Source organism: Pseudonocardia oroxyli (genome assembly GCF_900102195.1).
GTDB classification, from domain to species: Bacteria; Actinomycetota; Actinomycetes; order Mycobacteriales; family Pseudonocardiaceae; genus Pseudonocardia; species Pseudonocardia oroxyli.
Genome location: NZ_FNBE01000006.1, coordinates 202,722 through 229,011 on the forward strand (window position 1 = coordinate 202,722; position 26,290 = coordinate 229,011).

Below are 26,290 nucleotides of genomic sequence, written 5' to 3' on the forward strand. Positions count from 1 at the left end.
CCACCCCGTGAGCGGCGATAGTCGCTGGAGCGACCATCGCCGCTCACAGGTCGGTCAGGGGCAGGATCTTCACGATGCGCGCGGCGGTGCGGCCCGCGTGTCTGCCGTCCCCGGTGACCTCGGCCGGGTGGTCGCGGGGCAGGCTCGCGTGGTGGACGACGATCTCGTCGCCCTCGATCCCGATGCCCACCTCCAGGGCCGAGGCGAGCGCGGCCCGGTGGGCCGAGGTGGTCGCGTCCCCCGTCCCCGGCTCCACGGTCACCGGGACGCCCTCCTCCTCGGCCCCCGCGCAGACCTCGCGCAGCAGCGGGCCCGCGCCGCGGATCACGATCGCGGGCGGCTCTACCGACGCGACCATGCGTCCACCAGGCCGCTCGCCACGGCGTTGCGCGGCCCCTCGGTGCCGTGCACGTTCCCGATGCCGCAGACGATGCCGTGCGGGGCCAGGGCGTCGGCGATCAGCTCGGGGATCTCGAAGTCCAGCGCGGACCCGCCGAGCAGCACCACGAACTCCAGCAGCCGCAGCGACCCGCCGGGCGCGACCTGGCGCAGCGCCCGCACCGCGTTGACCGCGAACACCTTGCGCTTCGCCTCCCGGCGCACCCGCCGGACGTGGTCGACGGTGTGCCGGGTCCGGACCGGCGCGGGTCCCTCCGGCCCCATCGTGACCACCCGCGCGAACACGTGCGAGGGCAGCGGTTCGCGGAAGAACTGGACCGTGCCGTCCTCGTGCCGCACGTGGAAGAAGCTCTCCGCCTTGGCCAGCGGGTGCCGCTTGACGGCCTCGGCCTGCTCCCGGTCGTCCAGGGCCAGCTCGGAGTCGATCAGCTTGGTGACCAGCTCGCCCGCACCCGCGACGTGCACCGCCGCCGAGCCCTCGTGGGTCAGCAGCGCCGCGTCGGTGGAGCCCCCGCCCAGGTCGAGCACGGCGATCGGGACGGCGGTGCCGGGCGTGGTGAGCGCGCCGCGCACCGCCATCTCGCCCTCGACGCCGCCGATCTCGGCACGGCAGCCGAGCGCGGCCGCGACCTGGTCCGCCACGACCTGCATGCGCGAGCGGGAGGTGCGGACCATGGCGGCGAGCGCCACCGCCCGCTCCGGCGCGATCTCCCCCGCCAGCCCGCCGCGCACCTCGTGCGGGACGGTGGTGTCCACGGCGAGGACGTCCCGGATCCGGATCTCGTTCGCGGGCTGCCCCGTCACGTCCGTCATCGTGTCCCTGACCTGCGCCAACATCCCGCCGACGTGGGTGCCGGGCTCGCCGGTCGCGTCGTCGAGGGGCTGGACCCGGGACAGGACGGTCATGATCTCGTCCGCGCCGGCGTCGACGTCGACCCGCTGGGTCTTGCCCGCGCCGGTCAGGGTCAGCGTGCCGACGGGGATCCGGCGGTCGGTCACGTCCCCGCTCGGTGTCCGGACGACGACGGCGGACCGGTTGCCCGTCAACGCCCGCGCCACCGGGGAGACCTGCCGGGTCTGCTCGGGATCGAGGCCGAACACCGAGGCCAGCCCGTAGGCGTCGGACAGGGTGCGGATGGTGCGCCCGGGCGGGGCGACCTCGACGGCCGCGAGCATGCCGAGGGGCACCTTCTCCACCGCCCCGACCTCGTCGACCACGGGGATCGGCGTGGCCAGGCGGTTGCAGACGAGCACGGCGTCGTCGTGGGCGAGGACGGCCGCGACCACCTGCGCGGACGAGGAGTCGATCTCGTGCGCCACGTCGTCGAAGTCCCAGCCCGCCGGGACGACCACGATGCAGGGTCCGGACGCGGAGGCCAGCGCCTCGATCGCCACCGTGGTGCCCACCCCGGTGCCCTCGCCGCCGGGCGTCGCCGGGTTGTGGCCGATCATCGTGGACTCGGTGATGATCGTCTCGGAGATCGTCTCCATGGCCAGCCCGGAGATCACCGGGGTGGCCTCGTTGAGCAGCACCAGGTCCGGGGTGCGGCCGTCCAGCGCGCGGCGCACGGCCGCCACCGCGCCCTGGGTGTTGTCCGGGGTGCCCTTCACCCCGGTGGTGCGGGTCAGCGCGGTCCCCAGGTACTCGACCCGGCCCTCCCCCACCGAGGCCACGCAGGCCTCGGTGGTGGAGTTGCCGATGTCGACGCCGACGACCAGGGTCATGCCCGCGAGACGACCGGCTCGACCTCGACCGGCTTGCGCCCCGCCACGATGCACTCGTACTCCTTGAGGTGCAGCAACGCGGCCTTGGCCTGCCAGCGCGGCCGGGCCATCTGGTCGTTGCGGGTGGGGACCGGCGCGGGCGACTCGCCCTTGGCGTACTGGGCGGCGTTGGACCCGATGCGCCGGAACACCTCCGCGTCGAGCAGCGGGGACTGCGGGAACAGCTCCAGGTTGGACAGCCGCGGCAGGTCCCGCTGGTGGATCATCGCCGTGCCGCGGGAGAGCAGCCCGATGGAGATGCCGGAGCCGGACAGCCGCGCCCCGGTGTGCGCGACGGCCGCGAGGTCCGCGGTGTCCCACACCTTCACCATCCGCGCCGCCACCCCCTGCTCCTCGATGCCGGCCAGGATCTGCCGGACCACCTCGGCGTGCGGGACGTCCACGATCGTCTTGGAGAAGTAGTCCCCGAACGCGGGCGAGACGGCGACGACCACCTCGTCGGGCCGCGAGCCCCGTTGCGCGGGGCCGATCTCCTTCAGCGACAACGTGCGCTGGACTGCGGGCGCGGTCATCACGACACCTCCGTCTCGGGGTTCTCGGCGCTGGTGACGTGGCGCAGCTTCTTGAGCTGCTCCCACCGCTCGCCCTGGAGGCGGTACCCGGAGCCCGGGCCGCCGTAGTCGTTGGCGTCGTTGATCGCGGACCGGGGGACGAAGTCGTCGTCGAGGATGGCCGCGGTCTGCAGCAGGTCGCCGGAGACGCGCTGGCGCAGCACGGTCAGCAGGTTCTCGGCGACGTCGTGGAACCCGGTGCGCTCCAAGGCCTTCACCAGGTCGAGCCCCGTGACGCCCCGGTCCATGACCGACTGGGCGCCCTTGAGGTCCTCGAGGACGTCCCGGTCCGGGTAGTCACCGGAGCCGTGGGCGTAGACGGCGGCCTCGACCTCGGTGTCGGTGATCGCGGGCAGGTCGAGCTCGGCGAACACGGCCTGCAGCGCGCGGGCCGCCTTCTCCCGGGCCTGCAGGATCTCCGGCTCGCGGACGTGCCGGAGGCCCCCGTCGACCTGGAGGTCCCGCTGGATGGTGTTCCAGTCGTCGTAGTCCTCGACGTCGAAGTTGGAGCCCGCGAACATGTTGTCCGCGTTGGGCACCCCCGAGAAGCCGGAGCACACGAAGTCGGTGCCGGGCAGCAGCTGCGGCAGGGCCCGGCTGACCCGGCGCATCGACGAGTGCGAGAAGGACTGGTCGTTGCCCGAGGCGCACTCCAGGTCCATCCAGGAGGCGATCAGGTTCTCCGCCGCCACGGCCCGGATGCCGCCGGGCACCGCACCGGGGACGCCGATGCAGGAGATCGAGCCGTTCTGCAGACCCTGCACGCCCGCGCCGCGGGCCATCAGGATGCAGCGGATCTCCAGGTACAGCATGGAGCGGCCCTCGGCGTTGCCCATCTGCACCTCCGACCCGGTGCCCGAGGTGAACCGCATCTTGATCCCGCGCGAGGCGTACGCGCTGGCCAGGAAGGCCTTGGACCAGGGCGTGTCGTCCCCGTCGACGAACACCGACTCGGTGCCGTAGACCGAGATCGTCTCGGCGTAGGCGGTGATGCCGCGCATGCCGAGCTCGAGCTCGGTGGCCTCCTCCAGCGCGCACTGGGTGAGCACGCCGCCCCGCCCGACCTGGCCGCCGACCTGCAGCGCGATCGCGATCAGCGGCGCGTAGCGCACCACGCCGAGCGTGGTCTCCAGCTCGGCGAAGCCGCGCAGGGCGCCCTCGGCCGCGTCGGCCGCGACCTGGATCGGGTTGTCCTTCGCGCTGGTGGAGTGCGCCTGGTTGGCGGGCGTGCGGCGGGACCGCATCTTCTGCATCGCCATCATGATCTCGACGACGTTCATCAGCTTGACGACGTCGAGGATCTTCGCCGGGGTGAGCCCGCGGCCGATGCGGATGAGCTCGTCCCGCGAGGCACCCGGATCGACCAGTGCCCGCGCGATCTCCACGGACGGGATCGCGGTGACCTCCTCGGCCGTCTCCACGTCGATGGCGTGGTCGGCGATGAAGGTGTCCATGAAGTCGAAGTCCGCGCGCACGCGGCCGTCGAGCTCGACGATCCGGCCGTCCTCGACGCGGACCGACGGCGCGGGGTCGAAGTCCGACTCCATCGCGACGAGGCCCTTCTCGGGCCACTCCTCGACGAACCCGTCGAGGTTGACCGGCCGGTCCTCCAGGATCTCCGTGCGCTTCGAGCGGCGGTTCTCCGTCGTCGTCATCAGCCCTCCTCACGGGCGAGCAGGTCACGCCGCTCGTAGACCTCGGCGGCCTCGCGGACCAGCGCCCCGCACACCGTCGCGCCGTACTTGCTCTCCAGGTTGTCGGCGATCTCCAGGAGCTTCGCCTTGCTCGACGCCCGCGGGCGCAGCGCGTTGTACATGGCCAGGACCTCGGCGTCGGGCACGGCGGTCAGCTCCGCGGCCCGGCGGAAGTTCTGGGCGAGCTGGCGCCGGTGCACCGACTCGGCCAGCGTCGCCTGCAGCTGCAGCGTCTCGGGGGTGATCCGCAGGTCCTCGGCGGTGATCTCCCCGGAGACGACGGCGTCCATCGTCAGCGCGGTGATCGGCTTGCCCGTGGGGGTGCGGAGCAGGTCCTGGCGGTTGACCGAGAGCGGGTAGTCGGCCGGACCGAGGTCGGGGGCTGTACTCACGCCTGACACCTCTCGTCGTCGTCGAACGTTCGGTAGGGAGACCGTCGCAGCGTTCCCGTTGCACGACCGTTGCGCACCTGCGCAGGTACGCGAAACCCTCCAGCCCCGAACGGCCCCTGCCCGACCGGGCAGGTCACGACACTCCCAGGGCGAGCAGGCCCGCCAGCACCGCGCCGACGACCGGGCCCACGACGGGCACCCAGGAGTAGCCCCACTCGGGGCTGCCCTTGCCCTTGATCGGCAGCACCGCGTAGGCGATCCGCGGGCCCAGGTCGCGGGCCGGGTTGATCGCGTAGCCGGTCGGCCCGCCGAGCGAGCACCCGATGCCGATCACCACGAAGGCGACCGCCGCGTACCCGAGTGCGCCGTTGCCGAACTGCGGGACGCCCGAGCCGTCCGGGGCCTGCGCGGCCGGGTTGGACAGGATCCAGAACACGAGCACGAACGTCGCGACGACCTCGGTCACCACGTTCCAGGCGGAACGGGCGACGACCGGGCCGGTGCAGAAGATCCCGCGGGTGTCCCGGTTGGCCTCGGGATCGTCCTCGTAGTTCTTGTCGAAGTTCGCCTTGTACGCCAACCAACCCAGGCAGGCGCCCACGAACGCACCCACGAACTGGCCGATGAGGTAGAAGGGCACCATGCCCCACTCGGTGGCGCCCGCGACCGCGAGCCCGATGGTCACCGCCGGGTTGAGGTGCGCCCCGGAGGGCTCGGCGATGCTCGCGCCCGCGAACACCGCGAAACCCCACCCGAAGGTGATCATCAGCCATCCGCCGCCGGTGCCGAGCGTGGGTCGCAGCACCACGTTCGCCACCACCCCGCTGCCGAGCAGGATGAGCACGGCGGTGCCCAAGCCCTCGTAGAGCACGATCGATCCTGCGGTCATGCCGTTCTCCCTCGGTCCGACGACGTCGTCGGAACCGCACGATCCACAGTGCTCCCGCCCGCGGGCAAGGGTGGGCCGGGCGAGACTCACGGGAGAGTGAGGTCGGACCTGACCGAAGGCGGAGCTGCGGTCAACGGTCCCCGTCCGGTTGGGTGGAGGGACCGGCACTTCACGGCAGGAGGACCCGATGAGTGGACTGACGCTCGCCGAGGCGCAGAAGGCCCTCGCGGCAGGACTGAAGAAGGCGGAGGCGATCGGACAGCCGATGAACGTCGCCGTGGTCGACGGGGGCGGGCACCTGCTCGCCTTCGCCCGCCAGGACGGCGCGATCCGGGCGAGCATCGACATCTCGCAGCGCAAGGCCCTGACGTCGATCCTGATGGCCGCCCCGACGGGCGCCCTGACCCCGCTCGTCCAGCCCGGCGCCGAGCTGTACGGCCTGGAGCAGCTGGCGGGCGGGCTCGTCATCTTCGGCGGCGGCATCCCGATCGAGCGCGACGGCGAGATCGTCGGCGCGGTGGGGGTGAGCGCGGGCAGCGTGGAGCAGGACACCCAGGTGGCGGAGGCGGCCGTGGCGGCGGTGACCCGCAAGCCCCGCACCCGCTGAGCCGTGTGCGGCGGCCGGGGGTCGGCAGCCGCCGGAGGCGGCGGGGTGGGCGAGCGGAGTCGCCAGGGCGACCATCGCCGCTCACGGTCGGTGGAGCTCGCTGGGGAGCAGGTCGGCGGGGATGTTCTGGTAGGCCACGGGGCGGAGCCAGCGCGCCGCGGCCGCGGTGCCGACGGACGTCGTCAGCGGCGCGGTGCTCGCCGGGTACGGCCCGCCGTGCTGCTGCGCGTCGCTGACCGTGACGCCGGTGGGCCACTGGTTCCAGATCACCCGGCCGACGTGCTCGGCCAGGCGGGCCAGGATCTCCGGGGCGTCCGGGTCCGCCGGAGCCCCCTGCACGGTGCCGGTGAGCTGCCCCTCCAGCGCGTCCAGCACCTCGAGGGCCTCGGCCGGGGAGGTGTACTCCACGATCAGCGCGGCGGGTCCGAAGACCTCCAGCTCCAGCAGCGTCGGCTCGGCCAGGACCTCCGCCGCGGACGCCCGGAACAGCACCGGGCCGCCGTCCAGCTCGCCGCGCGCGACCTTGGCGGACTCGGCCAGCTCGGCCGCCGCGGACCGGTAGCCCGCCTCGATCCGGTCGTTGAGCATGGCGTGGGCGGACAGCTCCGGGACGGCGGCGAGGAAGCCGTCCGCGTCCGGCACCAGGACCACGCCGGGGTTGGTGCAGAACTGGCCCGCGCCGAGGGTCACCGAGCCGGCGAAGCCCTCCGCGATCTCCGCCGACCGCGCCGCCCAGCCCGCGGGCGTGACGACGACCGGGTTGGTGGAGCCGAGCTCGCCGTAGAAGGGGATGGGATCCGGGCGCCGCGCCGCGAGGTCGAACAGCGCCCGGCCACCGCGCGTCGAGCCGGTGAAGCCGACGGCCTTGATCCGCGGGTCCTGCACCGCGGCGGCCCCTTCGGCCTCCCCCTCGATCAGGGCGAACACGCCCTCGGGGAAGTGCGGCGCGACCAGCGCGGCGGTCCGCCGGGACAGCTCCGGGTGGCCCGGGTGGGCCTTGACGACGACCGGGCAGCCCGCGGCCAGCGCGGAGACCGTGTCGCCGCCGAACACCGAGAAGGCGAACGGGAAGTTGCTCGCCGCGAACACCAGCACCGGCCCGATCGGGACCTGGGTGCGCCGGATGTCCGGGCGCGGGCCCATGCCCCACTCCGGGTCCGCCTCGTCCACCCGCACGTCCAGCAGGACGCCCTGCTCCAGCCGCTCGGCGAACAGCCGGGCCTGGAACGTGGTGCGGGTCAGCTCACCGCTCAGCCGTCCCTCCGCCAGGTGGGTCTCGGCCATCGCGAGCGGGACGAGCTCGGCCGCGGCGGCGTCCAGCGCGTCCGCGGCGGCGCGCAGCATCGCGGCGCGCTCGGCGGGGGTGGTGCGTCCGTACGCGCGCGCGGCGGCGGCCGCGCCCGCGAGGGCCTTCTCCATGACAGTCCTTTACGTCGAGATCGCGTGTGAGTCCATGTCCGCGACCGTCCACTCCTCGACCTCGTCGAGGTGGACGGCGGCGGCCGCCTGCGCGGCCGCGACGTCGCGGACCGCCATGGCGTCCAGAATCTCCAGGTGCCGCTTCGTCGAGCCCGCGGCGCGGTGCGGGCCGGTCGCCCCCAGGATCCGCAGCCAGGCGACGAACGGCTCGACCGAGCTGCGCGCCCGGACCAGCCGCTCGTTCCCGGTGGCGGCGACGATCTCGCGGTGGATGCGGAAGTCGCTGTGGAAGAACGGCTCGAAGTCGCCCTTCTCCACCGCGGCCAGCGCCTCCACCGCCTCCGCCCGCAGGTCGGCGATCTGCGCGCCGGGCATGACCGACGCGGCGAGCCCCGTCGCCACCCACTCGATGCCCTTGCGCAGCTGACAGACCTCGCGGACGTCCGCGGTGCCCGGGCGCGCGACGAAGGTGCCGGAGCGCGGGCGGGTCTCGATCAGCTGGTCGTGCTCGAGCCGGGCCAACGCGTCCCGCACCGGGGTGCGGGACACGCCGAACTCGTCCGCGACGGCCTGGGGATCCAGCCGGGAGCCGGGCGCGAACACGCCGGTGGTGATCCGCTCGACCAGGATCGTGTAGAGCTGGTCGGCGATCGACTCGACGACGAGTGCGGTCCTAGCCACGGCGGCCCCCTGGTTCTGATACCTAGTCGATCAGGTTAGCGGCTCGCAGCGCCGTGGCGATGCGCTCCCGCTCCTCGGCCGTCGCCGGGGCGAAGGGCTTGCGGGGCAGACCGCCCTCGCGGCCCTGCAGCTGCAGGGCGGCCTTCAGCGTGGCGGGCAGGTTGGGTCCGTCGATCGCGCGCCACACGGTGAGAATGCGCTCGTGGAGCTTCAGCGCCTCCGTGTGGTCCCCGGCCTGGACCGCGTCCCACAGCTCGACCGACAGCTTCGGCGTGACGGTCGGGATCGCCGCGAGCGCACCGTGCGCGCCCATCACGAACGCCGGGTAGTGCAGGTCGTCCAGGGCGGCGAGGATGGTGAACCGGTCCCGGACCCGCAGCAGCAGGTCGGCGAGCTTGTGCGCGTCCCCACCGGACTGCTTGACGGCGATGACCTGCGGCACGACCGAGCCCATCTTCTCGATGGTGTCCACCGGCACGAGGGCCCACGGTACCACGTTGTAGAGCACGATCGGCAGGTCGGTGGCCTCGCCGACGAGCCGGTAGTGCTCGATGGTCTCGGCCTCGGACGGGGCGAAGACGTAGTGCACGGGGGTGACCTGCAGCGCGTCCACCCCGGCCTCCTTGAGCGCCAGCGAGTAGCGGATCGCCTGCGCGGTGGAGTTCTGGATGACGCCGCCGATCACCGGCACGCGGCCGCCGACCTCATCCACGACGACCTCGCAGATCGCCTTGCTCTCCTCCAGCGACAGGGTCTGGCCCTCGCCGGTGCTGCCGCAGGCGCAGATCGCGGTCACGCCCTGGTCGAGCAGGTACTTGACCTCGCCGCGGAGCAGCTCGAGATCGACCTGGTCGGCCTCGTCGAACGGGGTGACGACCGTGCTGATCATCCCGTGCAGTGCCAGGTCCTTCATCACGCCTCCTGAGGGGCTTGTCTTGCATCTAGTGTCTGATACATTAGCCGTCACACGCAGGAAACACCAGCAGGTACGAGGGAGTGCCGAATGTCTGCTCCAGAACCCGGTTCCGCCGAGAAGTCCGGCACGCCCGTCAGGCGGGTCGTCTGGGCCTCCGCGCTCGGCACGACGGTCGAGTACTACGACTTCACGCTGTACGCGACGACCGCCGCGCTCGTCTTCAACAAGGTCTTCTTCCCCGCCGAGAACGCGCTGGTGGGCACGCTCGCCGCGTTCGCGACGTTCTTCGTCGGCTATCTCGCCCGCCCACTCGGCGGCATCGTCTTCGGCCACTACGGGGACCGCCTGGGCCGCAAGACCATCCTGATCATCACGATGGTGCTGATGGGCGGCGGCACGTTCGCCGTCGGTCTGCTGCCCGGCTACGACACGATCGGCATCTGGGCGCCGATCCTGCTCGTGCTCATCCGGTTGCTGCAGGGACTCGGCATGGGCGGCGAGTACGGCGGCGGCGTCCTGATGGCGCTGGAGTACAGCCCCAAGCAGCGGCAGGGCTTCTTCACCTCGCTCGTGCACATCGGCACCCCCGCGGGCGTGCTGCTGCCGGTCGCGATCGTGACCATCCTGAACTCCGCGCTGCCCGAGGGCGCGTACGAGAGCTGGGCGTGGCGGCTGCCCTTCCTGGCCAGCATCATCCTGATCGGACTGGGCGTCTACATCCGCACGCACGTCAGCGAGAGCCCCGAGTTCGTCAAGGCCCGCGCCGAGAAGGAGGCGCACGCGCTCCCGGTGAAGGAGCTCTTCCGCACGCACAGCAACCGGGTCGTGCTGTCCATCCTCGCGAAGATCGCCGAGTCCGGGCTGTTCAACGTCTACTACGTCGTCGCGATCGCCTACGTCACCACCGAGCTGGGGCTGCCCCGGCAGCCCGTGCTGATCGCCGTGCTCATCGCCTGCGCCGTGGAATGCCTCACGCTCCCGGTGTTCGGCGCGCTGTCGGACCGGATCGGCCGCCGCAAGGTCTACATCGGCGGGGCGCTGTTCCAGGTCGTCCTCGCGGTGCCCTTCTTCCTCATGCTCTCCACCGGGAACTTCTGGCTCACCGTGCTGGGCATGACGCTGGGCCTGGCCGTCGGGCACGGTGCGATGTACGGCTCGCAGGCCGCGCTGTTCGCCAACCTGTACCCGGTCTCCGTCCGCTACACCGGCCTCTCGGTGACCCAGCAGGTCGGCGCCACCCTCGGCGGCGGACTCGCCCCGCTGGCGGGCACCGCGCTGCTCGCCGCGGGCGGTGGACACTGGACCTGGCTGGTCGTCTACGCGATCGGCATCGCCCTGATCTCGTCGGTCGCCGCATCCCGGCTGGTGTGGGGCGAGGCACGCCACACCTCGACCGACCGTTCCTTGGAGAACGCCTGATGGCACCACCCTTCCTCCCCGCCGACGGCGACCCGGTCCCGCCCGCCCTGCGCGGGTTCGCCCGGGCGCACGCGGACCTCGTCGAGCTGGTCGAGAAACCGGCCCACCTCGTCGCCAGGGACCGCGACCCGGCCCGGCGGGTGGGCCTGGTCTCCGGCGGCGGCTCCGGCCACGAGCCGCTGCACGCCGGGTTCCTGGGCCGCGGCATGCTCGACGCCGTCGCCCCCGGCAAGGTGTTCGCCTCCCCGCACAACCTGCAGGTCCTCGAGGCCTCGCGGCGCGCCGCGGGCCCCGAGGGCGTCCTCCACGTCGTCAAGAACTACACCGGCGACCGGATCAACTTCGGGATCGCGGCCGAGCGGCTGCGCCTGGAGGGCGTCGAGGTCCGCCGGGTGCTCGTCGACGACGACCTGGCCACCGAGTCGGACGAGACCGCCACCGGGCGGCGCGGGACCGGGGCCACCGTCGTCGTGGAGAAGCTGCTCGGCGGGGCCGCGGACACCGGCCTGGGGCTGGACGAGCTGGCCGCCCTGGGCGCCGAGTTCGCGGCGGCCTCGCGCAGCCTCGCCGTGGCCTCGCGGGCGCAGACCTCGCTGCACACCGGCGAGCCCTCGTTCGCGCTGGACGCGGGTGAGCTGGAGTACGGCGTGGGCATCCACGGCGAGCGCGCCCAGAAGTCGATCGACCGCCCCTCGACCGAGGCGCTGGTCTCGCGGCTGCTCGACGAGCTGGTGGCCGGGCTCCCCGCGGGCCCGTCCGAGGTGATCGCGGTGGTCAACGGGCTCGGCGGCACCACGCTGCTGGAGCTCTACGGGCTGCACGACCTGGTCCTCGACGGGCTCGCGCAGCGCGGCCTCACCGTGTCCGCGGCGCTGGTCGGCACGTTCGTCCCGGCCCTGGACATGACCGGGTTCTCGCTCACCCTGACCCGCCTGCAGCCGTCCTGGTCGGCCTACTGGACCGCCCCGGCCGTGACGCCCGCCCTGACCGTCGGAGCCCAGCCGTGAACCAGGAAGCAGTCCTGCGGACCTTCGCCCGGGCCGCCGAGGACGCCCACGCCGCGCTCACCGAGCTGGACCAGCGCTCCGGCGACGGCGACTTCGGGGACAACCTGCGCGGCGGGCTCCGGGAAGCCGTCGCCCGCTTCGACGCGGGCGGGACGAGTGCCTTCGGCGCCCTCGGCGAGGTGTTCCTCGACGAGGTCGGCGGCACCAGCGGGCCGCTGCTGGGCCTGTTGTTCACCGAGATCGCGCAGGCCCTCGACCGCGGCGGGTCCTTCGGCGACGGCGCCCGCGCGGGCCTCGCCGCGATCCAGCGGGTCGGCGAGGCGCAGGTCGGCGACCGGACCCTGGTCGACGCCCTCTCCCCCGCCGTCGACGCGTTCGCGACCGGCGGGTTCGTCGCCGCGGCGGCCGCCGCGAAGAAGGGCGCCGACCACACGGCCGAGCTGCGCGCCCGGATGGGCCGGGCCAGCTACGTCGGGGACCGGGCGAAGGGCGAGCCGGACCCCGGCGCCGTCGGGATCGCGGTGCTGTTCTGGGCCGCGGCGACGGTGGAGAGTCCGGACGCCGCCGTCGAGAAGCCCCTGTGATCACCGGATGGCGCCGGGATCCGCCGGCGCCATCCGGGAGCTCCTCGTGCGCCGCTAGACGATGCCCTGGCGGGTCGCGGTGTAGACGATCTCGGTGCGGCGGCGGACGTCGAGCTTGTCGCGGAGGTTGCGGACGTGGAACTTCACCGTCGCCTCGCTGATCACCAGCTCGGTGGCGATCTCCCGGTTCGACATCCCCGTGGCCAGGAGCTTGAGCACCTGGTTCTCGCGGTCGGTGAGCAGGGGGCCGCGCGGGTTCTGGATCGACGGCTCGCGGGGGTCTCGCAGCGCGTCCATCATCATCGTGGTGATGCGGGAGTCGAACACCGCGTCGCCGCGCAGCAGCGTGCGCACGGCGGCGACGATGTCCGCGGTGTCGGCGCCCTTGCGCAGGTAGCCGTGCACGCCGAGGCGGACGGTGCGCAGCATCGTCTCGCGGTCCCGGCAGCCGGTCAGCACGAGGATCCGGGTGCCGCGGTGGCGCTGGAGCAGCGCGCGGGCCACGTCGATCCCGGCGGAGTCGCCGCGCCCGAGGTCGACGTCCAGGAGCACGACGTCCGGGCGCAGCCGGTCCGCCGCGACCAGCGCGTCCCGCGGGGTCGCGGCCTCGCCCACGATCCGCAGGTCCGGCTCGACGGCGAACAGCTGGCGCAGGCCGAGCCGCACGATGCCCTCGGCGTCGACCACGAGGATCCGGCCCGTGCGCACGGTGGCCGTCGGGCCGTCACCGCGCAGGTGCTCGGGCGCGGCCCCGACGCCCGGGACGCGGGTGGGGCGGGTGGGGCGGGAATCGAGGATCCGGACGTCGGCGAGCTCTGCGGTCATCGGGGTGCCTCCGATCGTCGACGGGCCGTTGTCGCCGCGACGGTAAGCTGAGTCACGTTGCCCGTTCGTTGCACGCGGGGACTGCCCCCTCGGACAGGCGCAACCTCGCCTTGCCGGCGGGGCGGACGTGAGGCGATGATGAGGCGCATCAGGACGCGGGAAGTCGGGGTGCCGGTGCCAGTCGACGGGGTGGTCGAGCGCGAGCCGAGCTCCGGCCTGCCCGCGTCGATGTCCTCGTCGCTCTCCTCGTCGCTCGCCTCCTCGTTCTCGTCGTCCCAGCGGATCGACGAGCTGTTCGAGGCCGTGCTGGACGACACCGGGGACGCGACCGTCCGCAGGCTCGTCTCCGAGTCCTGGGAGCGCAGCCTCGCCGCCGCGATCGACCCGGCCACGCCGCTGCCGCCGCTGCGGTTCGACCCGGCCGAGAGCCGAGCCCGGCTCGACGCGCATCCGCTGCACAAGGTCATGCCGCTGTTGCGGGACAACCTGTTGAGCATCGCCGAGGAGGCCAAGCACGTCGTCGTCGTGACCGACGAGGAGGGCACGGTCCTGTGGCGGGACGGGGCCAGCGCCGTGCTCGGCCCCGCCGACCGGGTCGGTCTCGTCGAGGGGTCGAACTGGTCCGAGGAGGCCATCGGCACCAACGCGATGGGCACCGGGCTCGCGCTCGGGCGGCCGGTGCAGATCCACTCCACCGAGCACCTGGTCCGCGCCGTGCACGCGTGGACCTGCGTCGCCGCGCCCGTGATGGACCCCGACACCGGGCGGATCATCGGCGCCATCGACATCACCGGCCCGCGCCGCACCATCCATCCGGCGATGTTGGCGCTGGTCACGGCCACCGCGCAGCTCGCCGAGAACCAGATGCGGATGCAGCTCGCCATCGCCGACGAGCGGCTGCGTGCCCGCAACCAGGGACACCTGGCCTCGCTGCGGGGCACGCCCGGCGCGCTCGTCACCCCCACCGGCCGGATCATCGCCGGGGACCCGTTCGGCGACTGGCCGGAGCGGGTGCGGCTGGAGGCGGGCCAGGACCGCCTGCGGCTCGCGGACGGCCGGGAGATGCACGTCGAGCCGCTGGCCGAGGGCTTCCTGCTGTCGGCGACCCGCAGGCGCGCCTCGGCGTCCGCCGCGCCGGGTCACTCGCTGTCCCTGCGGTTCCTCGGGGACGGCAACCCGTCGGTCGTCCTCGACGGCGAGACGCACGCGCTCACCACCCGGCCCGCCGAGCTGCTCGCCGCCCTCGCGCTGCACCCGGAGGGCCTGACCGCCGAGCGGCTCGCCCTGCTGCTCTACGGCGACGACGGCAACCAGACCACCGTGCGCGGCGAGATCCACCGGCTGCGCCAGCTGATCGGCACCGACGTGCTGAAGACCCGCCCCTACCGGCTCGCCGCGACGGTGGACGCGGACTTCGACACCGTCCGCCGCGCGCTGCGGGAGGGGCGGATCGCGGACGCGCTGCACGCGTGCGCGGGTCCACTGCTCCCCCGCTCGGACGCCCCGGAGATCCGCGGCGCGCGAGACGAGCTCGAGGTCGGCCTGCGCCGCGCGGTCCTGGACTCCGACGACGCCGAGCTCGTCCATGCCTACGCGACCCACCGCATGGGGCGTGACGACCTGGAGGCGCACGAGCGCCTCGTCGAGACGCTGCCCGCGGGCGACCCGCGGCGGGCGATGGCCGAGTCGCGGGTGGCGCGGCTACTGGCCGAGTAGGCCGCTCGTCTCGACGACCACCTCGGGCACGAACCGGACCCGCCGGTCGGTGCCCGACCACTCGATCTGCGCCGTGCCGGACAGCTGCAGGCTGCGCCCATGGCGGAGGTCCAGGACCAGCATCGCCGCCTCCGGGTCCACCGCGAGGTTGCCCAGGCTGTTGAACAGGTTGTTGCCCGGGAGCTCCGGCCAGCCGACGACGCCGTCGTCCACCTGCACGAACCCGGCCGGGCCGCCGCGGTGCGAGGCGTCCGCGCCCCGCTCGGGGTGCACGGTGCCGAGCAGGAACGAGTCCGCCGCGCGCAGCCGCTCCGCCACCTCGGGGGTGAGCCCCTCGTGGCGGGTGACGACCGGACGGACCTCGCCGATCGCCGTCGCCTCCCGGCACGGGATGTGCTGGGGGCAGTTGCCGTAGGCCTGGTCCGCCTCGATCGTGAACCCCGCCCGGCCGACGCGGGCCAGGGTCCCGTTGACCCGCAGCCGCCGCCTGCGGGCGTAGTCGACCATGATCGAGCCCACCGGGCCGCCCTCGGTGAGCACGTGCAGCGGATCGCCCGGCAGCGGGACGGCGTGCACCTCCAGGGTGGCGCCGTACGCCCGCAGGAAGCCGGGCTCGCCGAACACCGGCGAGGTCCAGAGCCTGCCCTCGGGGTCCCGGGCGGTGATCACCGCGTGGTCCCGCTCGGCCGCGAACGCGGCCATGCCGCCGTCGAGCCGCGGGGCCCGCAGCATGCCGGCGAGCTGGTCCGCGCGGTCTGCGACCTGCGCGCGCTGTTGGACGAGCAGCTCGCCCTCGTGGAAGCCCATGCTAACCACCATAGACGCATTATGACGGTTAGTCGAGTACGGTGGTCGACGTGAGCTTCCTGTTCCGCGGCGGCGACCCGGCCCTCGACCTGGTGAACACGGTGATCGTGGAGGCCGGGGCGCCGCTCGACCTGATCCCCACCCCCGCGGACCTCGCCGCCTGGACGGCCGCGGCGGGCCTCGGATCACCCGCGGCGGTGTCGCCGGAGGTGCACGCCGCGGTGCTGGACGTGCGGAGCGCACTGAAGGAGGCCTTCGACGCCGTCCTCGCGGAGCAGCCCGTCCCGACCGACCGACTGAACGCCGTGCTCGCGGACGCCCCCGGCACCGTGCTGCGCGCCGGTCCCGACGGCCTGCAGCTCCTCCCCCGGGTGGACCTGACGGCGGATCCCGCGGCGCTGCCGTGGGTGCTGGCGGACGCGGGCGCCCGGGTGCTCACCGGTGGCGGGCTGCTGCGGCGCTGCGCCAACCACGACACCTGCGTGCTGCTGTTCCTCGACACCTCGCGCAGCCACACCCGGCGGTGGTGCAGCATGGAGGCGTGCGGCAACCGGAACAAGGTCGCCGCCCACGCGGCTAGAGCGTCCGGTAGACCTCCTGGTGCGCGGCCGCGGCGTTCGCCCAGGTGAAGGCGCTCGTCGTGGCCCGGCCCGCCGCGCGCAGGGACTCGCGCAGCGCGGGCTCGGTGATCACCCGCCGCAGCGCGCCCGCCAGCGCGGCGTCGTCGCCGACCGGCGGCAGCAGGGCGTCGACGCCGTCGGTCAGGTGCTCGCGGAACACCGCGAGGTCGCTCGCCACCACGGGCAGGCCGAGCGCCATCGCCTCGATCGGCACCAGACCGAAGCCCTCGGCGACCGACGGGTAGGCCAGCGCGTCCGCGGCGGCGTACCAGCCGGCCAGCTCGTCGTCGGTCAGGGTGCCGACCTCGTGGACCGCGACGCCGAGGTCCGCGGCCTCCTTGAGCGTCGCGTCCCGGTAGGGCGCGAAGTCCTGGAACGAGTGCCCGCCGACGACGACCAGCGCGGGCGCGAGCTCGCCGAGCCGGGCGAGCGCGCGGACGAGGTGCACGGTGCCCTTGCGCGGCTCGATCCCGCCCACGGCGAGCAGCAGGAAGCCCGGCGGGCGCGGAACCGGCGCGGGGGTGGCGAACCGGCGGAGGTCCACGCCGTTGGGCACGATCGTCGCGGCCACCCCGAAGTCGCGCGCGAGGATGTCCTGCCACATCCGGGACACCACGAGCACCCGGTCCGGTTCGGTGATCGCGCGACGCTGGCACTCCACGAGCACCGGGGTGGTGAAGTCGTCCACGTGGTGGGCGGTGCGCAGCACGGTCACGTCCGCGCCGGTCCGGGCCCGGGCCGCGGACGCGGCGCGGGCGGCGATGCAGTCCTGGGCGTGCAGGACGTCGAACCGGTCGATGTGCTCCGCCAGCGCGACGGTCAGCCGTTCGATGCCGTCCAGGGTGCGCTCGGTCAGCGTCGTCCCGTCGCGGCGGGGGCCGGGGACGAGCGTGTGCGGGAGGTCGACGTCCCGGTAGAGCCGCTCGCCGAGCGCGAACAGGTGCACGGGGTGACCGGCGCGGTGCAGCGCCTCGCCCAGACCGAGCGTGTGCACGTGGCCGCCACGGGGAGTCGTGGAGTGAGTGATCAGGGCGACCCGCTCACCCACCCCGTCGGCTCCGCCTCCTGCCACCCCCGGATCAACGATGTTGCGCACGCGTCCACCATAGTGAATTCTCTGATGGGAAACGACCGTGTCCGATAGTGGAGGAGCCCACGCATGACCGTGGTGGACGACCGGACGTCGACGCAGACCGCCGAGCTGATCATGGATCTGCAGGCGGTGGGCCTGCGGATCGAGACCGAGCTGGAGACGGGACGCAAGGGCGGGGCCGGGCCGTCGGACTCCGGGTTCCTCTGGATCGACGGCGTGCCGGTGACAGTGCCGCCGAACCCGACGTCGCCGTACGCGCTGCGCGCCGAGGACGACGGTCAGGGGGTCTACCGCGACGGGGTGAAGGTCGCCTCGGTGTCCGGCACCAAGCGGCCGCGGTTCTACGACCTCGAGACCGCGGACGGTGTGCCCTACCACAAGATCGCACTGCTGCACCTGGACTCGCTCGCCTCGACCGTGGTCCAGGCCTGCAACTACTGGGGCAACTCCGACCAGTGCGGATTCTGCGGGATCGGGCTCTCGCTCGCCGCGGGCTCGACGATCGCGAAGAAGACCCCCGAGATGCTGGCCGAGGTGGCCGTGGCCGCCCGCGACCTCGACGGCGCCGTCGACGCCACGCTGACCACCGGGTCCTCGGTCGCGCCGGACCGCGGGGCGCTGTACGTGGCGCGCTGCGGGCAGGCGGTGAAGGAGGCCGCGGGTCTGCCGGTGGAGGTGCAGTTCGAGCCGCCGCGGGACCTGGACGTGATCGACCAGGTCCACGACATGGGCGTCGACTCCGTCGGGATCCACATCGAGACGTTCGACCCGCAGGTGCTGGCGCGCGTCGCCCCGGGCAAGTTCCGCACCGGGATCGACACGTACTTCCGCGCCTGGGAGCGGGCCGTCTCGCTGTTCGGCGAGGGCCGGGTGTCGACGTACGTGATCCTCGGGATGGGCGAGGACCCCGAGCTCACCGTCGAGATGTGCCGACGCGCGGTGGACATCGGGGTGTACCCGTTCGTGGTGCCGCTGCGGCCCGTGGCGGGGTCGCTGATGGCGGACGTGCCCGCGCCGTCCCGGGAGTACACCGAGCCGATCTACCGGCGCGTGGCCGGTTTCCTCGAGGCCAAGGGGCTCGGCGCCGACACCGCGGTCGCCGGGTGCGCGCGCTGCCAGGCCTGCTCGTCGCTGAACCTGGTGCAGCAGTCCGGCGGGGCCACGCCGTGCGGGTCCGGCGGCGGCACCCCGGGCGTCTTCCAGATCGGCATGCGGAAGTGACCGCGGTCGTCCCCGAGCGGGCGACCCGGATCCGGCCCGTCGCCCCGGTGAGCGTGCTGGTGGGGGTGGACCCGGTGCTGGTCCGCCCGGCCCGCCGCCCGGACGTCCGGGCCGCGCACCACGCCATCCGCCACGCGGTGTTCGTCGAGGAGCAGGGCCTGTTCGGGGACAACGGGGGCACGGACGTCGACGCGCACGACGCCCGGGACGACGTCGTCCACGTGCTGGCGACCCACCTCGGCCGCCCCGCGGGCACGGTCCGGCTCTACCCGCTCGGCGGCGGCGAATGGATGGGCGACCGCCTGGCGGTGTTGCCGGAGTTCCGCTCCGCCGCGATCGGCGGCCCGCTGGTGCGGTTCGCGGTGGCGGCCGCGGGCGCCCACGACGGCACCCGCATGCACGCCCACGTGCAGGTGGCCAACGAGCGCTTCTTCCACCGCCTCGGCTGGAGCACCGCGGGACCGCGCGAGATCTACGTCGGCACCGAGCACGTCCCGATGACCACCGCCCTACAAACCCCGACGACAGAATGGCTGGCCGGCCCCCGCCCCGAATGCATTATGGAACCTTAATGCGCGGGTAAGCGCTTCAATTCAGCAACAAGGTTCCATAGTGCGGTGGGTTTCGGGCTGTGGATGGGCCGGGGTTCGTGTGGATGGATTCGGCCTCCCGGGCCCTTGACGGCCTGGCCTCGGGGAGGGGTGTCGCACGATGGCGGCATGAGATCCTCGTCCGTCGCCGGCATCGCCCATCTCGAACTGTTTCGCGGTTCCGAGGCCGTGACGCACGGCTACCTGAGCCGCAACGACCTCCGTAGGCCCCGGGTTCAGCGCCTGTTCCGTGACGTCTACACCTGGTCCGGCATTCCCGTCACCCACGAGCTGAGGGCCCGGGCGGCCGCGCTGGCCCTTCCAGCGGGGGCGGTGATCACGGGACGGGCGGCCGCGAGCGTGCGCGGCGCCCCGGTCGCCTGGCGAGACGATCCGGTGGACGTCGTGGCGCCGTTGACGCTCCGGATCGGTCGCCGAAGCGGTGTCCTCCTGAGACGGACCGAGCTGCGGGCGGAGGACTCTGCGCCGTGGGGTGGCGGATTGATCGCCTCGCCGCTGCGTATGGGCCTGGACCTGCTCCTCGGCCGCGCGTTGCCCGACTCGACCGCCGACCTCGACCAGGTGCTCCGATGCGGTCTCGTCGACCGTGCCGAGCTGGCCGCAGCGCTCCGCGCGCGTCACGACAACGGGATCGTGGTGGCTCGGCAGGCCGAGCAGCTGGCCACGGGCGTCGCCGACTCCGTACCGGAGTCGAAGGTGCGGGTCCATCTCGTCCTGGCAGGCCTCGACCCGGTGGCCCAGTATTGGATCGAGGTCGGAGGCGAGCGGATCGCACTCGTCGACCTCGCGTTCCCCGCGCGCAAGGTCGCGGTCGAGTACGACGGGGCGTGGCGCGACAATCAGATCTGGGCGTTGAACAAGGACCGGGAACGTCTGAACCGCGTCCAGGCGGCGGGGTGGCGGGTCGTCTTCGTCACGGCGGCTCTCCTCCGCAACCCCGCCCGCATGGTCGCGGAGATCCGCGGCGCCCTCAGCACTATGGAACCTTGATGCGAAAGGAAAGCGCTTCACCGCGCATCAAGGTTCCATAGTGCTATTCGACCGTGACGGACTTCGCGAGGTTTCTGGGGCGGTCGACGTCTCTTTCCAGGGCCACTGCGGCGTGGTAGGCCAGGAGCTGCAGGGGGACGCTCATCAGGATGCTGTCCAGCTCCGGCTCGCTGCGCGGGACGACGATCGTGCGGTCGGCCAGGTCCTCGGGCAGCGCGCGGTGGGCCAGCGCGACCACCGGGCCGCGGCGGGCCCTGATCTCGGCGAGCGTCGAGGTGTTCTTGTCGAACAGGTCGTCGTCCGGCACGCAGGCCACGGTCGGCAGCTCGGGGCTGACCAGGGCCAGCGGCCCGTGCTTGAGCTCGGCGGACGCGTAGGCCTCCGCGTGCACGTAGGAGACCTCCTTGAACTTCTGCGCGCCCTCCTTCGCGACCGGCCACCCGCGCCTGCGCCCGATGAACAGCACCGAGTTGCGCCGCGCGATCTCCTGCGCGACGGCCTCGATGGTCCCGTCCCGCTTCTCCGCGTCGAGGATCTCCTCGATCTGCCCCGGGAGCGCCGCGAGACCGTCGAGGATGCGCCTGCCCTCCGTCGGGGCGAGGTCCCGCATCCGGCCCAGGTGCACCGCGAGCAGCGCGAAGGCCGCCACGGTGGAGGTGAAGGACTTGGTGGCGGCCACGGACATCTCCGCGCCCGCGTGGATGTAGATGCCGCCGTCGACGGCGCGGGCGATCGTCGAGCCCACCACGTTGACGATCCCGATCACCCGCCCGCCCTTGCGCTGCAGCTCCTGTACCGCGGCGAGGGTGTCGACGGTCTCGCCGGACTGGGACACCGCGACGTAGAGGGTGTCCGGCTCGACGACCGGGTTGCGGTAGCGGAACTCACTCGCCGACTCCGAGGTGGCCGGCATCCGGGCCAGGTCCTCGATGAGCTGGGCGCCGAGGTCACCGGCGTAGCAGGCCGAGCCGCAGCCGAGGATCTTCACCCGACGGAACTCGCGGGCCTCCCGCACGGAGAGGTTGAGCCCGCCGAGGTGGGCGGTGTTGAAGCGCTCGTCGATCCGGCCGCGCAGGGTGCGCTCGATGGACCGCGGCTGCTCGCCGATCTCCTTGATCAGGAAGTGCGCGTGGTCGCCGATCTCGGCGCCGACGACGTCCCAGTCGACCTCGGAGACCGACTTGGCGGTGGTGCGCGCGTCGAGGGTGAAGGTGCGGTAGCCGCCCGCGGTGATGGTGGCCAGCTCGCCGTCGTCGAGGTAGACGACCTGGCGGGTGTAGCCGACGAGCGCCGCGACGTCCGACGCGACGAACATCTCCCGCTCCCCCACGCCGAGCAGCACCGGGGAGCCGTTGCGGGCGACGACGATCCGGTCCGGGTTCTCCGTGTCGACGACCGCGATCCCGTAGGCCCCCACGACCTGCCGCAGCGCCTGCCGGACGGCCTGCTCGAGGTCCTCGGCGCCGCCCGCGAGCGCGGCGGCGACGAGGTGCGCGACGGTCTCGGTGTCCGTCTGCGAGGTGAACTCCACACCGTCCGCCTGCAGCTTGGCGCGCAGCTCCTCGGCGTTCTCGATGATGCCGTTGTGCACGACGGCGATCCGGCCCGCCCCGTCGACGTGCGGGTGGGCGTTCGCGACGGTGGGCTCGCCGTGGGTGGCCCACCGGGTGTGCCCGATCCCGACCGAGCCCTTGAACCGCGCGGGCAGCTCCTCCTGCAGGTCCGCGACCCGCCCGCTGACCTTGCACAGCTTCAGCCGGCCGCGGTCGATCACCGCCACGCCCGCGGAGTCGTACCCGCGGTACTCGAGCCGGTTGAGGCCCTCGATCAGGATGGGCGCCGCATCAGCGCTGCCGACATACCCCACGATGCCGCACATGGCACTCCTATCCGTAGACGAGGCGCCGGAGCTGGCGCGCGGACAGCGCGGGGGGCGCCACCCGGCGCACCGCCAGCTCGGCGCCGATCCGGTCGAAGATCCGGTCGTTGTGGAGCCCGCGCGTGCGGAGCTCGGCGTGCCGCCTCCGGACGAACGCCTCGGTGGACTCGCCGAAGTACGTGAGCACCTCGTCGACCACGCGGGCGGCCTCCCCCGGGCTGAGCGACGTGGTACCGGTCAGGTACTCGACCAGCTCGGCATGCTGCGGCACACCCCGGATCGTGCCGGATGACACGAGGAAGTCAAAATCGCTGCCCGATTCCGGGCAGGGATCAGGCGGAACGCGCCGTGGAGCCGTCCTCGACCTCCGCGTCGGCGACCGGTTCGAGCTCGCCGGCCCGCCACAGCGCGGCGTACCGCCCGTCCGCCGCGAGCAGCTCGGCGTGCGGCCCCTCCTCGACGACCCGACCCCGGTGCAACACGACGATCCGGTCCGCGGCGGCGGCCGTGGCGAGCCGGTGGGCCACCACGAACGCCGTGCGACGCGCGGTGAGCCGGTCCCCCGCGGCCAGCACGGCCGCCTCGGTGGCCGGGTCCAGCGCGGCGGTGGCCTCGTCGAAGATCAGCACGTCCGGGTCGACGAGCTCGGCGCGGGCCAGGGCGACGAGCTGGCGCTGCCCGGCCGAGAGCCCCTGCCCGCGCTCGCCGACGGGCTGGCGGAACCCGTTCGGCAGGGTCCGGACCAGCTCCAACGCGCCGACCGCACGCGCCGCCGTCTCGATCTCCGCGGGCGCGGCGGAGGGCCGCCCGTAGGCGATGTTGGCCGCGACGTCCCCGGTGAACAGGTGCGGTTCCTGGGGCACGAACCCGAGCCGGCGCCGGTAGCCCTCCAAGGGATAGTCCCGCACGTCCACCCCGTCGACCAGCAACGACCCGGAGCCCACGTCGTAGAACCGGGCGAGCAGCTTGACCAGCGTGGACTTGCCCGCCCCTGTGGCCCCGACCAGGGCGACGGTCTCCCCCGGACGCACCGACAGCGACACGTCCGCCAGAGCGGGCTCCTCCACGCCGGGGTACTGGAACGTGACCTCCCGCAGCTCGACCGCGCCGCGCAGCCGCGCCGGCGCCGGGACGGTCGGGTCCTCGCGGATCGAGCTCGGCGTGCGGAGCAGGTCCGAGATGCGCAGCAGGCCGATCCGGGCCTGCTGGTAGCCGTCGAACACCTGGGACAGCTGCTGCACGGGCGCGAAGAACAGGCCCAGGTACAGCAGGAACGCGGTCAGCACGCCGGGGGTCAGGTCGCCGCCCGCCACCCGGGCGGCCCCGACGCCGAGCACCGCGGCCTGCGCGATGTCGCTGAGGAAGGCGACGCCCGGGAAGTACGTGGCGATGTAGCCCTGCGCGCGGATGCGGGTGCGGCGGTAGGCGTCGCTGCGGGCGGTGAACGCCTCGGCGCTGCGCTCCTCGCGCACGAACGCCTGCGCCACGCGGACGCCGGTGACGTTCTCCTGCATGTCCGCGTTGACGATGCTGACCCGTTCGCGGGCCTCGGCGTAGGCCCGCGAGGACTTGCGCCGGAAGACCACGGTCGCGGCCAGCAGGACCGGCAGCACCGCGAGCGCCACCAGGGCGAGCTCGGGGTCGGTGACCAGCAGCGCCACCGCCACGCCGCCGACCGTCAGCAGGCTGACCACGGCCTGGGCGAGCCCGGTCTGCAGGAACGTCGACAGCGCGTCCACGTCCGTGGTCATCCGGGTCATGATCCGGCCGGACAGCTCGCGCTCGTAGTAGTCCAGCCCGAGCCGCTGCAGGTGCGCGTAGCTGCGGATGCGCAGCAGGTAGAGCAGGCTCTCCCCGGCGCGCGCGGTGACGATCGTCTGGAACCCGACGACCAGGGCGTCCGCCAGCACGATGCCGACCCCGGCGAGGGTCGCGATCAGCAGCACCTGCGACACCCCGGCGGTGATCCCGCCGTCCACGGCGTAGCGGGCGACGGTCGGGAACGCGAGCGTGGCCAGCGCGTCGAGCGCGACGAGGACCATGCCCAGCGCGAGGGTCCACCGGACCGGCCGCAGCAGCGTGGCCAGGCGGAACGCGGGGTCCGGCGCCACCGGGTCGACGTCCCCGAGCTGCGGGGTGTCCCGGGCGGGCCGCAGCGCGGCGACGGCCGCGAGGAGCTCCGGCGTGGCCGCGATGCCGCCGACCATCCCGCCGGCGCCCGGGCCGGTGCGGCCCGACGGCGGTCCCCCCGGCCCGCCCGCCTGGGCGGCGGCGGTGCGCAGTGCCCGATCGGACTCGACGACGGCCGCGGATGCCCCGGACTCCGCGGACTCCTGCGGCCACAGCTCGGCGGTGACCCCGTCCGCGGGCACGGCGACGGCGGGCGCCGCCGCGGGCAGCGGATCCCCCGCGGGGCCCGCGCTCGGCGGCGCGACCGGCTCGCGGGTCCCCGCCGTGGCGAGCAGCTCGCGGAACAGCGGACAGCGGCGCTGCAGCTCCGCCTCGGTCCCGACGTCCACGAGGCGGCCCCCGTCGAGCACCGCCACCCGGTCGGCGAGCGCGATGGTGGAGCGCCGGTGGGCGACGAGGATCGTGGTACGCCCCCGCACGAGCGTGTGCAGGGCCTCGTGGATCGCGGCCTCGGTGGCGGTGTCCACGGCCGAGGTCGCGTCGTCCAGGACGAGCACCCGCGGATCGGTCAGCAGGGCCCTGGCCAGGGCGATCCGCTGCCGCTGCCCGCCGGACAGGGTGAGCCCGCGCTCGCCGACCTCGGTCTCGTAGCCGGCGGGCAGGGCCTCGACGAACGACGCCACCTGAGCGGCCTCGGCGGCGGTGCGGATCTCCTCCTCGGTGGCGTCCGGCCTGCCGTAGGCGATGTTGCCCCGGATGGTGTCGGAGAACAGGAACGCCTCCTCGAACACCACCCCCAGCTCGGAGCGCAGGTCGTGCAGCCGCAGCTCCCGCACGTCCACGCCGCCGATCCGCACGGCCCCGTCCCAGGGGTCGTAGAAGCGCGGGACGAGCTGCGCCGCGGTGGACTTGCCCGAGCCCGCGGTGCCGACGATCGCCAGGGTCTCCCCGGGCTCGGCGCGCACCGACACGCCGTCGAGCACCGGGCGGCCGGGCTCGTACCCGAACCGCACCCCGTCGAGCTCCACGGCGAGCGGGCCCTCCGGCAGGGCCCGGGGCGCGGCCGGGTCCCGCACCTCCGACTCCGCGTCCACCAGGTCGTACACCCGCTCGACGCCGGCCCGCGCGAGCTGCGCGGACACCACCAGCGAGCCCACCAGGCGGGCGGGCCCCACGAGCTGGGCGACGTAGGTGGTGAACGCCAGGAACGTGCCCAGCGTGATCGACCCGGTCATCGCCATGTACCCGCCCGCGCCGATCACCGCGACCTGCCCGAGCGTGGGCAGCGCGAGCAGCACCGGGTTGAGCCGGGCGGTCATCCGCGCGGCGCGCAGGCGCTCGCCGAACAGCCGCCGCGCCAGGCCCTCCAGCGTGGCGACCTCGCGGTTCTCCTGCCCGAAGCCCTTCACCACGCGCACGCCGGTGACGGTCTCCTCGACCTGCTGCGCCACGTCCGCCGCCCGCTGCTGGGCGGACCAGGTGGCGGGGAACAGCGACCGGCGGGTGCGGCTGGTGATGTACGCCGCGAGCGGCAGCATGACCAGCGAGATCACGGTGAGCAGCGGCGAGAGCCACAGCATCGCGGCCACGGAGGCGACGACCAGCGCGATCGTGCCCGCGGTCAGCGGGACCATCGACAGCAGGGACTGCACGAGCTGCAGGTCGGTGATGGCCCGGGAGGCGACCTGGCCGGTGCGCAACGCGTCCTGGCGCCGCCCGTCGAGCCGCTGCACGGCGGTGAAGACCTGCCGCCGCAGGTCGTGCTGCACGTCCAGGGCCAGCCTGCCCGCGAGGTAGCGGCGCAGGAAGGACGCGCCGAACCGGATCACGGCGAGGCCGAGGAACGCCCCGACGATCACGGTCAGGGTGTCGGTGACGCCCGCCACCGCGTCGTCCACCGCGGCGCGGGTGAGCAGCGGACCCAGCGCGTCGAGACTGACCCCCAGCACCGAGGCGACCAACGCGCCGATCGCCACGCCCCGGTGCGTCAGACACTCGCGGGCGAGGCGGCGGATCCAGGAGCGGGTGGGGGGAGCGTCGGGCACCGACCCAACG

24 protein-coding genes are annotated in these 26,290 nt (G+C 73.5%); 9 read left to right on the top strand and 15 right to left on the bottom strand.

From position 1 onward, the window contains the following. Window positions 1-43 precede the first annotated feature (43 nt). From BLS43_RS11485 to BLS43_RS11510, 6 genes are all read right to left on the bottom strand, one after another. Window positions 44-358, bottom strand: a complete 315-nt coding sequence (locus BLS43_RS11485) for a glycerol dehydratase reactivase beta/small subunit family protein (protein ID WP_093082145.1) — start codon at window positions 356-358, stop codon at window positions 44-46. Continuing rightward, window positions 343-2,124 carry a diol dehydratase reactivase subunit alpha gene (locus BLS43_RS11490; RefSeq protein ID WP_093082149.1) on the bottom strand — a complete coding sequence of 594 codons (1,782 nt, stop codon included), beginning with the start codon at window positions 2,122-2,124 and terminating at the stop codon, window positions 343-345. The genes BLS43_RS11485 and BLS43_RS11490 overlap by 16 nt, the downstream gene beginning before the upstream one ends. Beyond that, window positions 2,121-2,696 carry a propanediol/glycerol family dehydratase medium subunit gene (locus BLS43_RS11495; protein WP_093082154.1) on the bottom strand — a complete coding sequence of 192 codons (576 nt, stop codon included), beginning with the start codon at window positions 2,694-2,696 and terminating at the stop codon, window positions 2,121-2,123. The genes BLS43_RS11490 and BLS43_RS11495 overlap by 4 nt, the downstream gene beginning before the upstream one ends. Further along, the gene (locus tag BLS43_RS11500; RefSeq protein ID WP_093082158.1) at window positions 2,696-4,390 is read right to left on the bottom strand and encodes a propanediol/glycerol family dehydratase large subunit; all 1,695 of its coding nucleotides are present in this window, start codon (window positions 4,388-4,390) and stop codon (window positions 2,696-2,698) included. Before BLS43_RS11500 ends, BLS43_RS11495 begins: the two co-directional genes overlap by 1 nt. Next, window positions 4,390-4,821 carry a diol dehydratase small subunit gene (locus BLS43_RS11505; RefSeq protein WP_093082163.1) on the bottom strand — a complete coding sequence of 144 codons (432 nt, stop codon included), beginning with the start codon at window positions 4,819-4,821 and terminating at the stop codon, window positions 4,390-4,392. Before BLS43_RS11505 ends, BLS43_RS11500 begins: the two co-directional genes overlap by 1 nt. Before the next feature lie 133 nt (window positions 4,822-4,954). Continuing rightward, a complete protein-coding gene (locus BLS43_RS11510; RefSeq protein WP_093082167.1) occupies window positions 4,955-5,710 on the bottom strand; it encodes an MIP/aquaporin family protein in 756 nt (251 codons plus the stop codon). Between the two features lie 187 nt (window positions 5,711-5,897). On the opposite strand from BLS43_RS11510, the gene BLS43_RS11515 reads away from it, so the two are divergent. Next, complete coding sequence (locus BLS43_RS11515; protein WP_093082172.1) at window positions 5,898-6,317, top strand: GlcG/HbpS family heme-binding protein; 420 nt, start codon at window positions 5,898-5,900, stop codon at window positions 6,315-6,317. Window positions 6,318-6,398: 81 nt separating this feature from the next. Here the strand turns inward: BLS43_RS11515 and BLS43_RS11520 are convergent, their stop codons facing one another. Genes BLS43_RS11520 through BLS43_RS11530 form a run of 3 tightly spaced genes read right to left on the bottom strand, consistent with a single transcriptional unit; the run spans window position 6,399 to window position 9,330 of the window. Then, the gene (locus BLS43_RS11520) at window positions 6,399-7,736 is read right to left on the bottom strand and encodes an aldehyde dehydrogenase (NADP(+)) (RefSeq protein ID WP_093082177.1); all 1,338 of its coding nucleotides are present in this window, start codon (window positions 7,734-7,736) and stop codon (window positions 6,399-6,401) included. 9 nt (window positions 7,737-7,745) lie between these two features. Beyond that, complete coding sequence (locus BLS43_RS11525) at window positions 7,746-8,417, bottom strand: GntR family transcriptional regulator (protein WP_093082182.1); 672 nt, start codon at window positions 8,415-8,417, stop codon at window positions 7,746-7,748. Between the two features lie 22 nt (window positions 8,418-8,439). After that, window positions 8,440-9,330 (bottom strand): dihydrodipicolinate synthase family protein, encoded by an 891-nt coding sequence (locus tag BLS43_RS11530; protein ID WP_093082187.1) that lies wholly within the window; start codon window positions 9,328-9,330, stop codon window positions 8,440-8,442. Between the two features lie 90 nt (window positions 9,331-9,420). Between BLS43_RS11530 and BLS43_RS11535 the strand changes: the two genes are divergently transcribed. From BLS43_RS11535 to BLS43_RS11545, 3 genes are read left to right on the top strand one after another with little or no spacing between them, the layout of a single operon-like run. Then, window positions 9,421-10,752 carry an MFS transporter gene (locus BLS43_RS11535; protein WP_093082192.1) on the top strand — a complete coding sequence of 444 codons (1,332 nt, stop codon included), beginning with the start codon at window positions 9,421-9,423 and terminating at the stop codon, window positions 10,750-10,752. Next, entirely contained in the window at window positions 10,752-11,759 is a 1,008-nt protein-coding gene (locus tag BLS43_RS11540; protein WP_093082197.1) for a dihydroxyacetone kinase subunit DhaK, read from the top strand. Before BLS43_RS11535 ends, BLS43_RS11540 begins: the two co-directional genes overlap by 1 nt. Continuing rightward, window positions 11,756-12,343 carry a DAK2 domain-containing protein gene (locus BLS43_RS11545; protein WP_093082202.1) on the top strand — a complete coding sequence of 196 codons (588 nt, stop codon included), beginning with the start codon at window positions 11,756-11,758 and terminating at the stop codon, window positions 12,341-12,343. The genes BLS43_RS11540 and BLS43_RS11545 overlap by 4 nt, the downstream gene beginning before the upstream one ends. 54 nt (window positions 12,344-12,397) lie before the next feature. Here the strand turns inward: BLS43_RS11545 and BLS43_RS11550 are convergent, their stop codons facing one another. After that, on the bottom strand, window positions 12,398-13,168 hold the full coding sequence (locus BLS43_RS11550; protein WP_093082206.1) for a LuxR C-terminal-related transcriptional regulator: 771 nt from the start codon (window positions 13,166-13,168) through the stop codon (window positions 12,398-12,400). Window positions 13,169-13,336: 168 nt separating this feature from the next. Here BLS43_RS11550 and BLS43_RS11555 point away from each other — a divergent pair, with 168 nt between their 5' ends. Next, window positions 13,337-14,884, top strand: a complete 1,548-nt coding sequence (locus BLS43_RS11555; protein WP_245707433.1) for a GAF domain-containing protein — start codon at window positions 13,337-13,339, stop codon at window positions 14,882-14,884. Here the strand turns inward: BLS43_RS11555 and BLS43_RS11560 are convergent. Continuing rightward, window positions 14,870-15,703, bottom strand: coding sequence for a pyridoxamine 5'-phosphate oxidase family protein (locus BLS43_RS11560; RefSeq protein ID WP_218129791.1), 834 nt, complete (start codon window positions 15,701-15,703; stop codon window positions 14,870-14,872). The two genes, BLS43_RS11555 and BLS43_RS11560, sit on opposite strands and share 15 nt — an antisense overlap. A gap of 38 nt (window positions 15,704-15,741) precedes the next feature. Between BLS43_RS11560 and BLS43_RS31020 the strand changes: the two genes are divergently transcribed. Further along, window positions 15,742-16,320 carry a CGNR zinc finger domain-containing protein gene (locus tag BLS43_RS31020; protein WP_176921280.1) on the top strand — a complete coding sequence of 193 codons (579 nt, stop codon included), beginning with the start codon at window positions 15,742-15,744 and terminating at the stop codon, window positions 16,318-16,320. On the opposite strand, the gene BLS43_RS11570 is transcribed toward BLS43_RS31020, so the two are convergent. Continuing rightward, on the bottom strand, window positions 16,268-17,407 hold the full coding sequence (locus BLS43_RS11570) for an MSMEG_0565 family glycosyltransferase (protein WP_176921281.1): 1,140 nt from the start codon (window positions 17,405-17,407) through the stop codon (window positions 16,268-16,270). The two genes, BLS43_RS31020 and BLS43_RS11570, sit on opposite strands and share 53 nt — an antisense overlap. Window positions 17,408-17,470: 63 nt before the next feature. On the opposite strand from BLS43_RS11570, the gene BLS43_RS11575 reads away from it, so the two are divergent. The 3 genes from BLS43_RS11575 (at window position 17,471) to BLS43_RS11585 (ending at window position 20,226) form a co-directional block, all read left to right on the top strand. Then, window positions 17,471-18,625: an MSMEG_0568 family radical SAM protein gene (locus BLS43_RS11575; RefSeq protein WP_093082219.1), complete on the top strand. Its 1,155-nt coding sequence runs from the start codon at window positions 17,471-17,473 to the stop codon at window positions 18,623-18,625. Next, window positions 18,622-19,197 (top strand): MSMEG_0567/Sll0786 family nitrogen starvation N-acetyltransferase, encoded by a 576-nt coding sequence (locus BLS43_RS11580; protein WP_245707434.1) that lies wholly within the window; start codon window positions 18,622-18,624, stop codon window positions 19,195-19,197. The genes BLS43_RS11575 and BLS43_RS11580 overlap by 4 nt, the downstream gene beginning before the upstream one ends. Window positions 19,198-19,344: 147 nt before the next feature. After that, a complete protein-coding gene (locus BLS43_RS11585; RefSeq protein WP_093082223.1) occupies window positions 19,345-20,226 on the top strand; it encodes an endonuclease domain-containing protein in 882 nt (293 codons plus the stop codon). Between the two features lie 43 nt (window positions 20,227-20,269). Here BLS43_RS11585 and glmS read toward each other — a convergent pair whose 3' ends face one another. The 3 genes from glmS to BLS43_RS11600 all read right to left on the bottom strand — a co-directional run bounded on the left by glmS (window position 20,270) and on the right by BLS43_RS11600 (window position 26,280). Beyond that, window positions 20,270-22,105, bottom strand: coding sequence for a glutamine--fructose-6-phosphate transaminase (isomerizing) (gene glmS, locus BLS43_RS11590; RefSeq protein WP_093082228.1), 1,836 nt, complete (start codon window positions 22,103-22,105; stop codon window positions 20,270-20,272). A gap of 7 nt (window positions 22,106-22,112) precedes the next feature. Beyond that, window positions 22,113-22,376, bottom strand: a complete 264-nt coding sequence (locus BLS43_RS11595) for a hypothetical protein (protein ID WP_245707435.1) — start codon at window positions 22,374-22,376, stop codon at window positions 22,113-22,115. 61 nt (window positions 22,377-22,437) lie between these two features. Then, window positions 22,438-26,280 carry an ABC transporter ATP-binding protein gene (locus BLS43_RS11600; protein WP_245707436.1) on the bottom strand — a complete coding sequence of 1,281 codons (3,843 nt, stop codon included), beginning with the start codon at window positions 26,278-26,280 and terminating at the stop codon, window positions 22,438-22,440. Window positions 26,281-26,290: the final 10 nt, after the last annotated feature.

Bases quoted from the DNA above. Each gene is read 5' to 3' on its own strand.
- BLS43_RS11485 (WP_093082145.1), bottom strand. From the start codon at position 358: ATGGTCGCGTCGGTAGAGCCGCCCGCGATCGTGATCCGCGGCGCGGGC.
- BLS43_RS11490 (WP_093082149.1), bottom strand. From the start codon at position 2,124: ATGACCCTGGTCGTCGGCGTCGACATCGGCAACTCCACCACCGAGGCC.
- BLS43_RS11495 (WP_093082154.1), bottom strand. From the start codon at position 2,696: ATGACCGCGCCCGCAGTCCAGCGCACGTTGTCGCTGAAGGAGATCGGC.
- BLS43_RS11500 (WP_093082158.1), bottom strand. From the start codon at position 4,390: ATGACGACGACGGAGAACCGCCGCTCGAAGCGCACGGAGATCCTGGAG.
- BLS43_RS11510 (WP_093082167.1), bottom strand. From the start codon at position 5,710: ATGACCGCAGGATCGATCGTGCTCTACGAGGGCTTGGGCACCGCCGTG.
- BLS43_RS11515 (WP_093082172.1), top strand. From the start codon at position 5,898: ATGAGTGGACTGACGCTCGCCGAGGCGCAGAAGGCCCTCGCGGCAGGA.
- BLS43_RS11520 (WP_093082177.1), bottom strand. From the start codon at position 7,736: ATGGAGAAGGCCCTCGCGGGCGCGGCCGCCGCCGCGCGCGCGTACGGA.
- BLS43_RS11530 (WP_093082187.1), bottom strand. From the start codon at position 9,330: ATGAAGGACCTGGCACTGCACGGGATGATCAGCACGGTCGTCACCCCG.
- BLS43_RS11535 (WP_093082192.1), top strand. From the start codon at position 9,421: ATGTCTGCTCCAGAACCCGGTTCCGCCGAGAAGTCCGGCACGCCCGTC.
- BLS43_RS11540 (WP_093082197.1), top strand. From the start codon at position 10,752: ATGGCACCACCCTTCCTCCCCGCCGACGGCGACCCGGTCCCGCCCGCC.
- BLS43_RS11550 (WP_093082206.1), bottom strand. From the start codon at position 13,168: ATGACCGCAGAGCTCGCCGACGTCCGGATCCTCGATTCCCGCCCCACC.
- BLS43_RS11560 (WP_218129791.1), bottom strand. From the start codon at position 15,703: ATGGTGGTTAGCATGGGCTTCCACGAGGGCGAGCTGCTCGTCCAACAG.
- BLS43_RS11575 (WP_093082219.1), top strand. From the start codon at position 17,471: ATGACCGTGGTGGACGACCGGACGTCGACGCAGACCGCCGAGCTGATC.
- BLS43_RS11585 (WP_093082223.1), top strand. From the start codon at position 19,345: ATGAGATCCTCGTCCGTCGCCGGCATCGCCCATCTCGAACTGTTTCGC.
- glmS (WP_093082228.1), bottom strand. From the start codon at position 22,105: ATGTGCGGCATCGTGGGGTATGTCGGCAGCGCTGATGCGGCGCCCATC.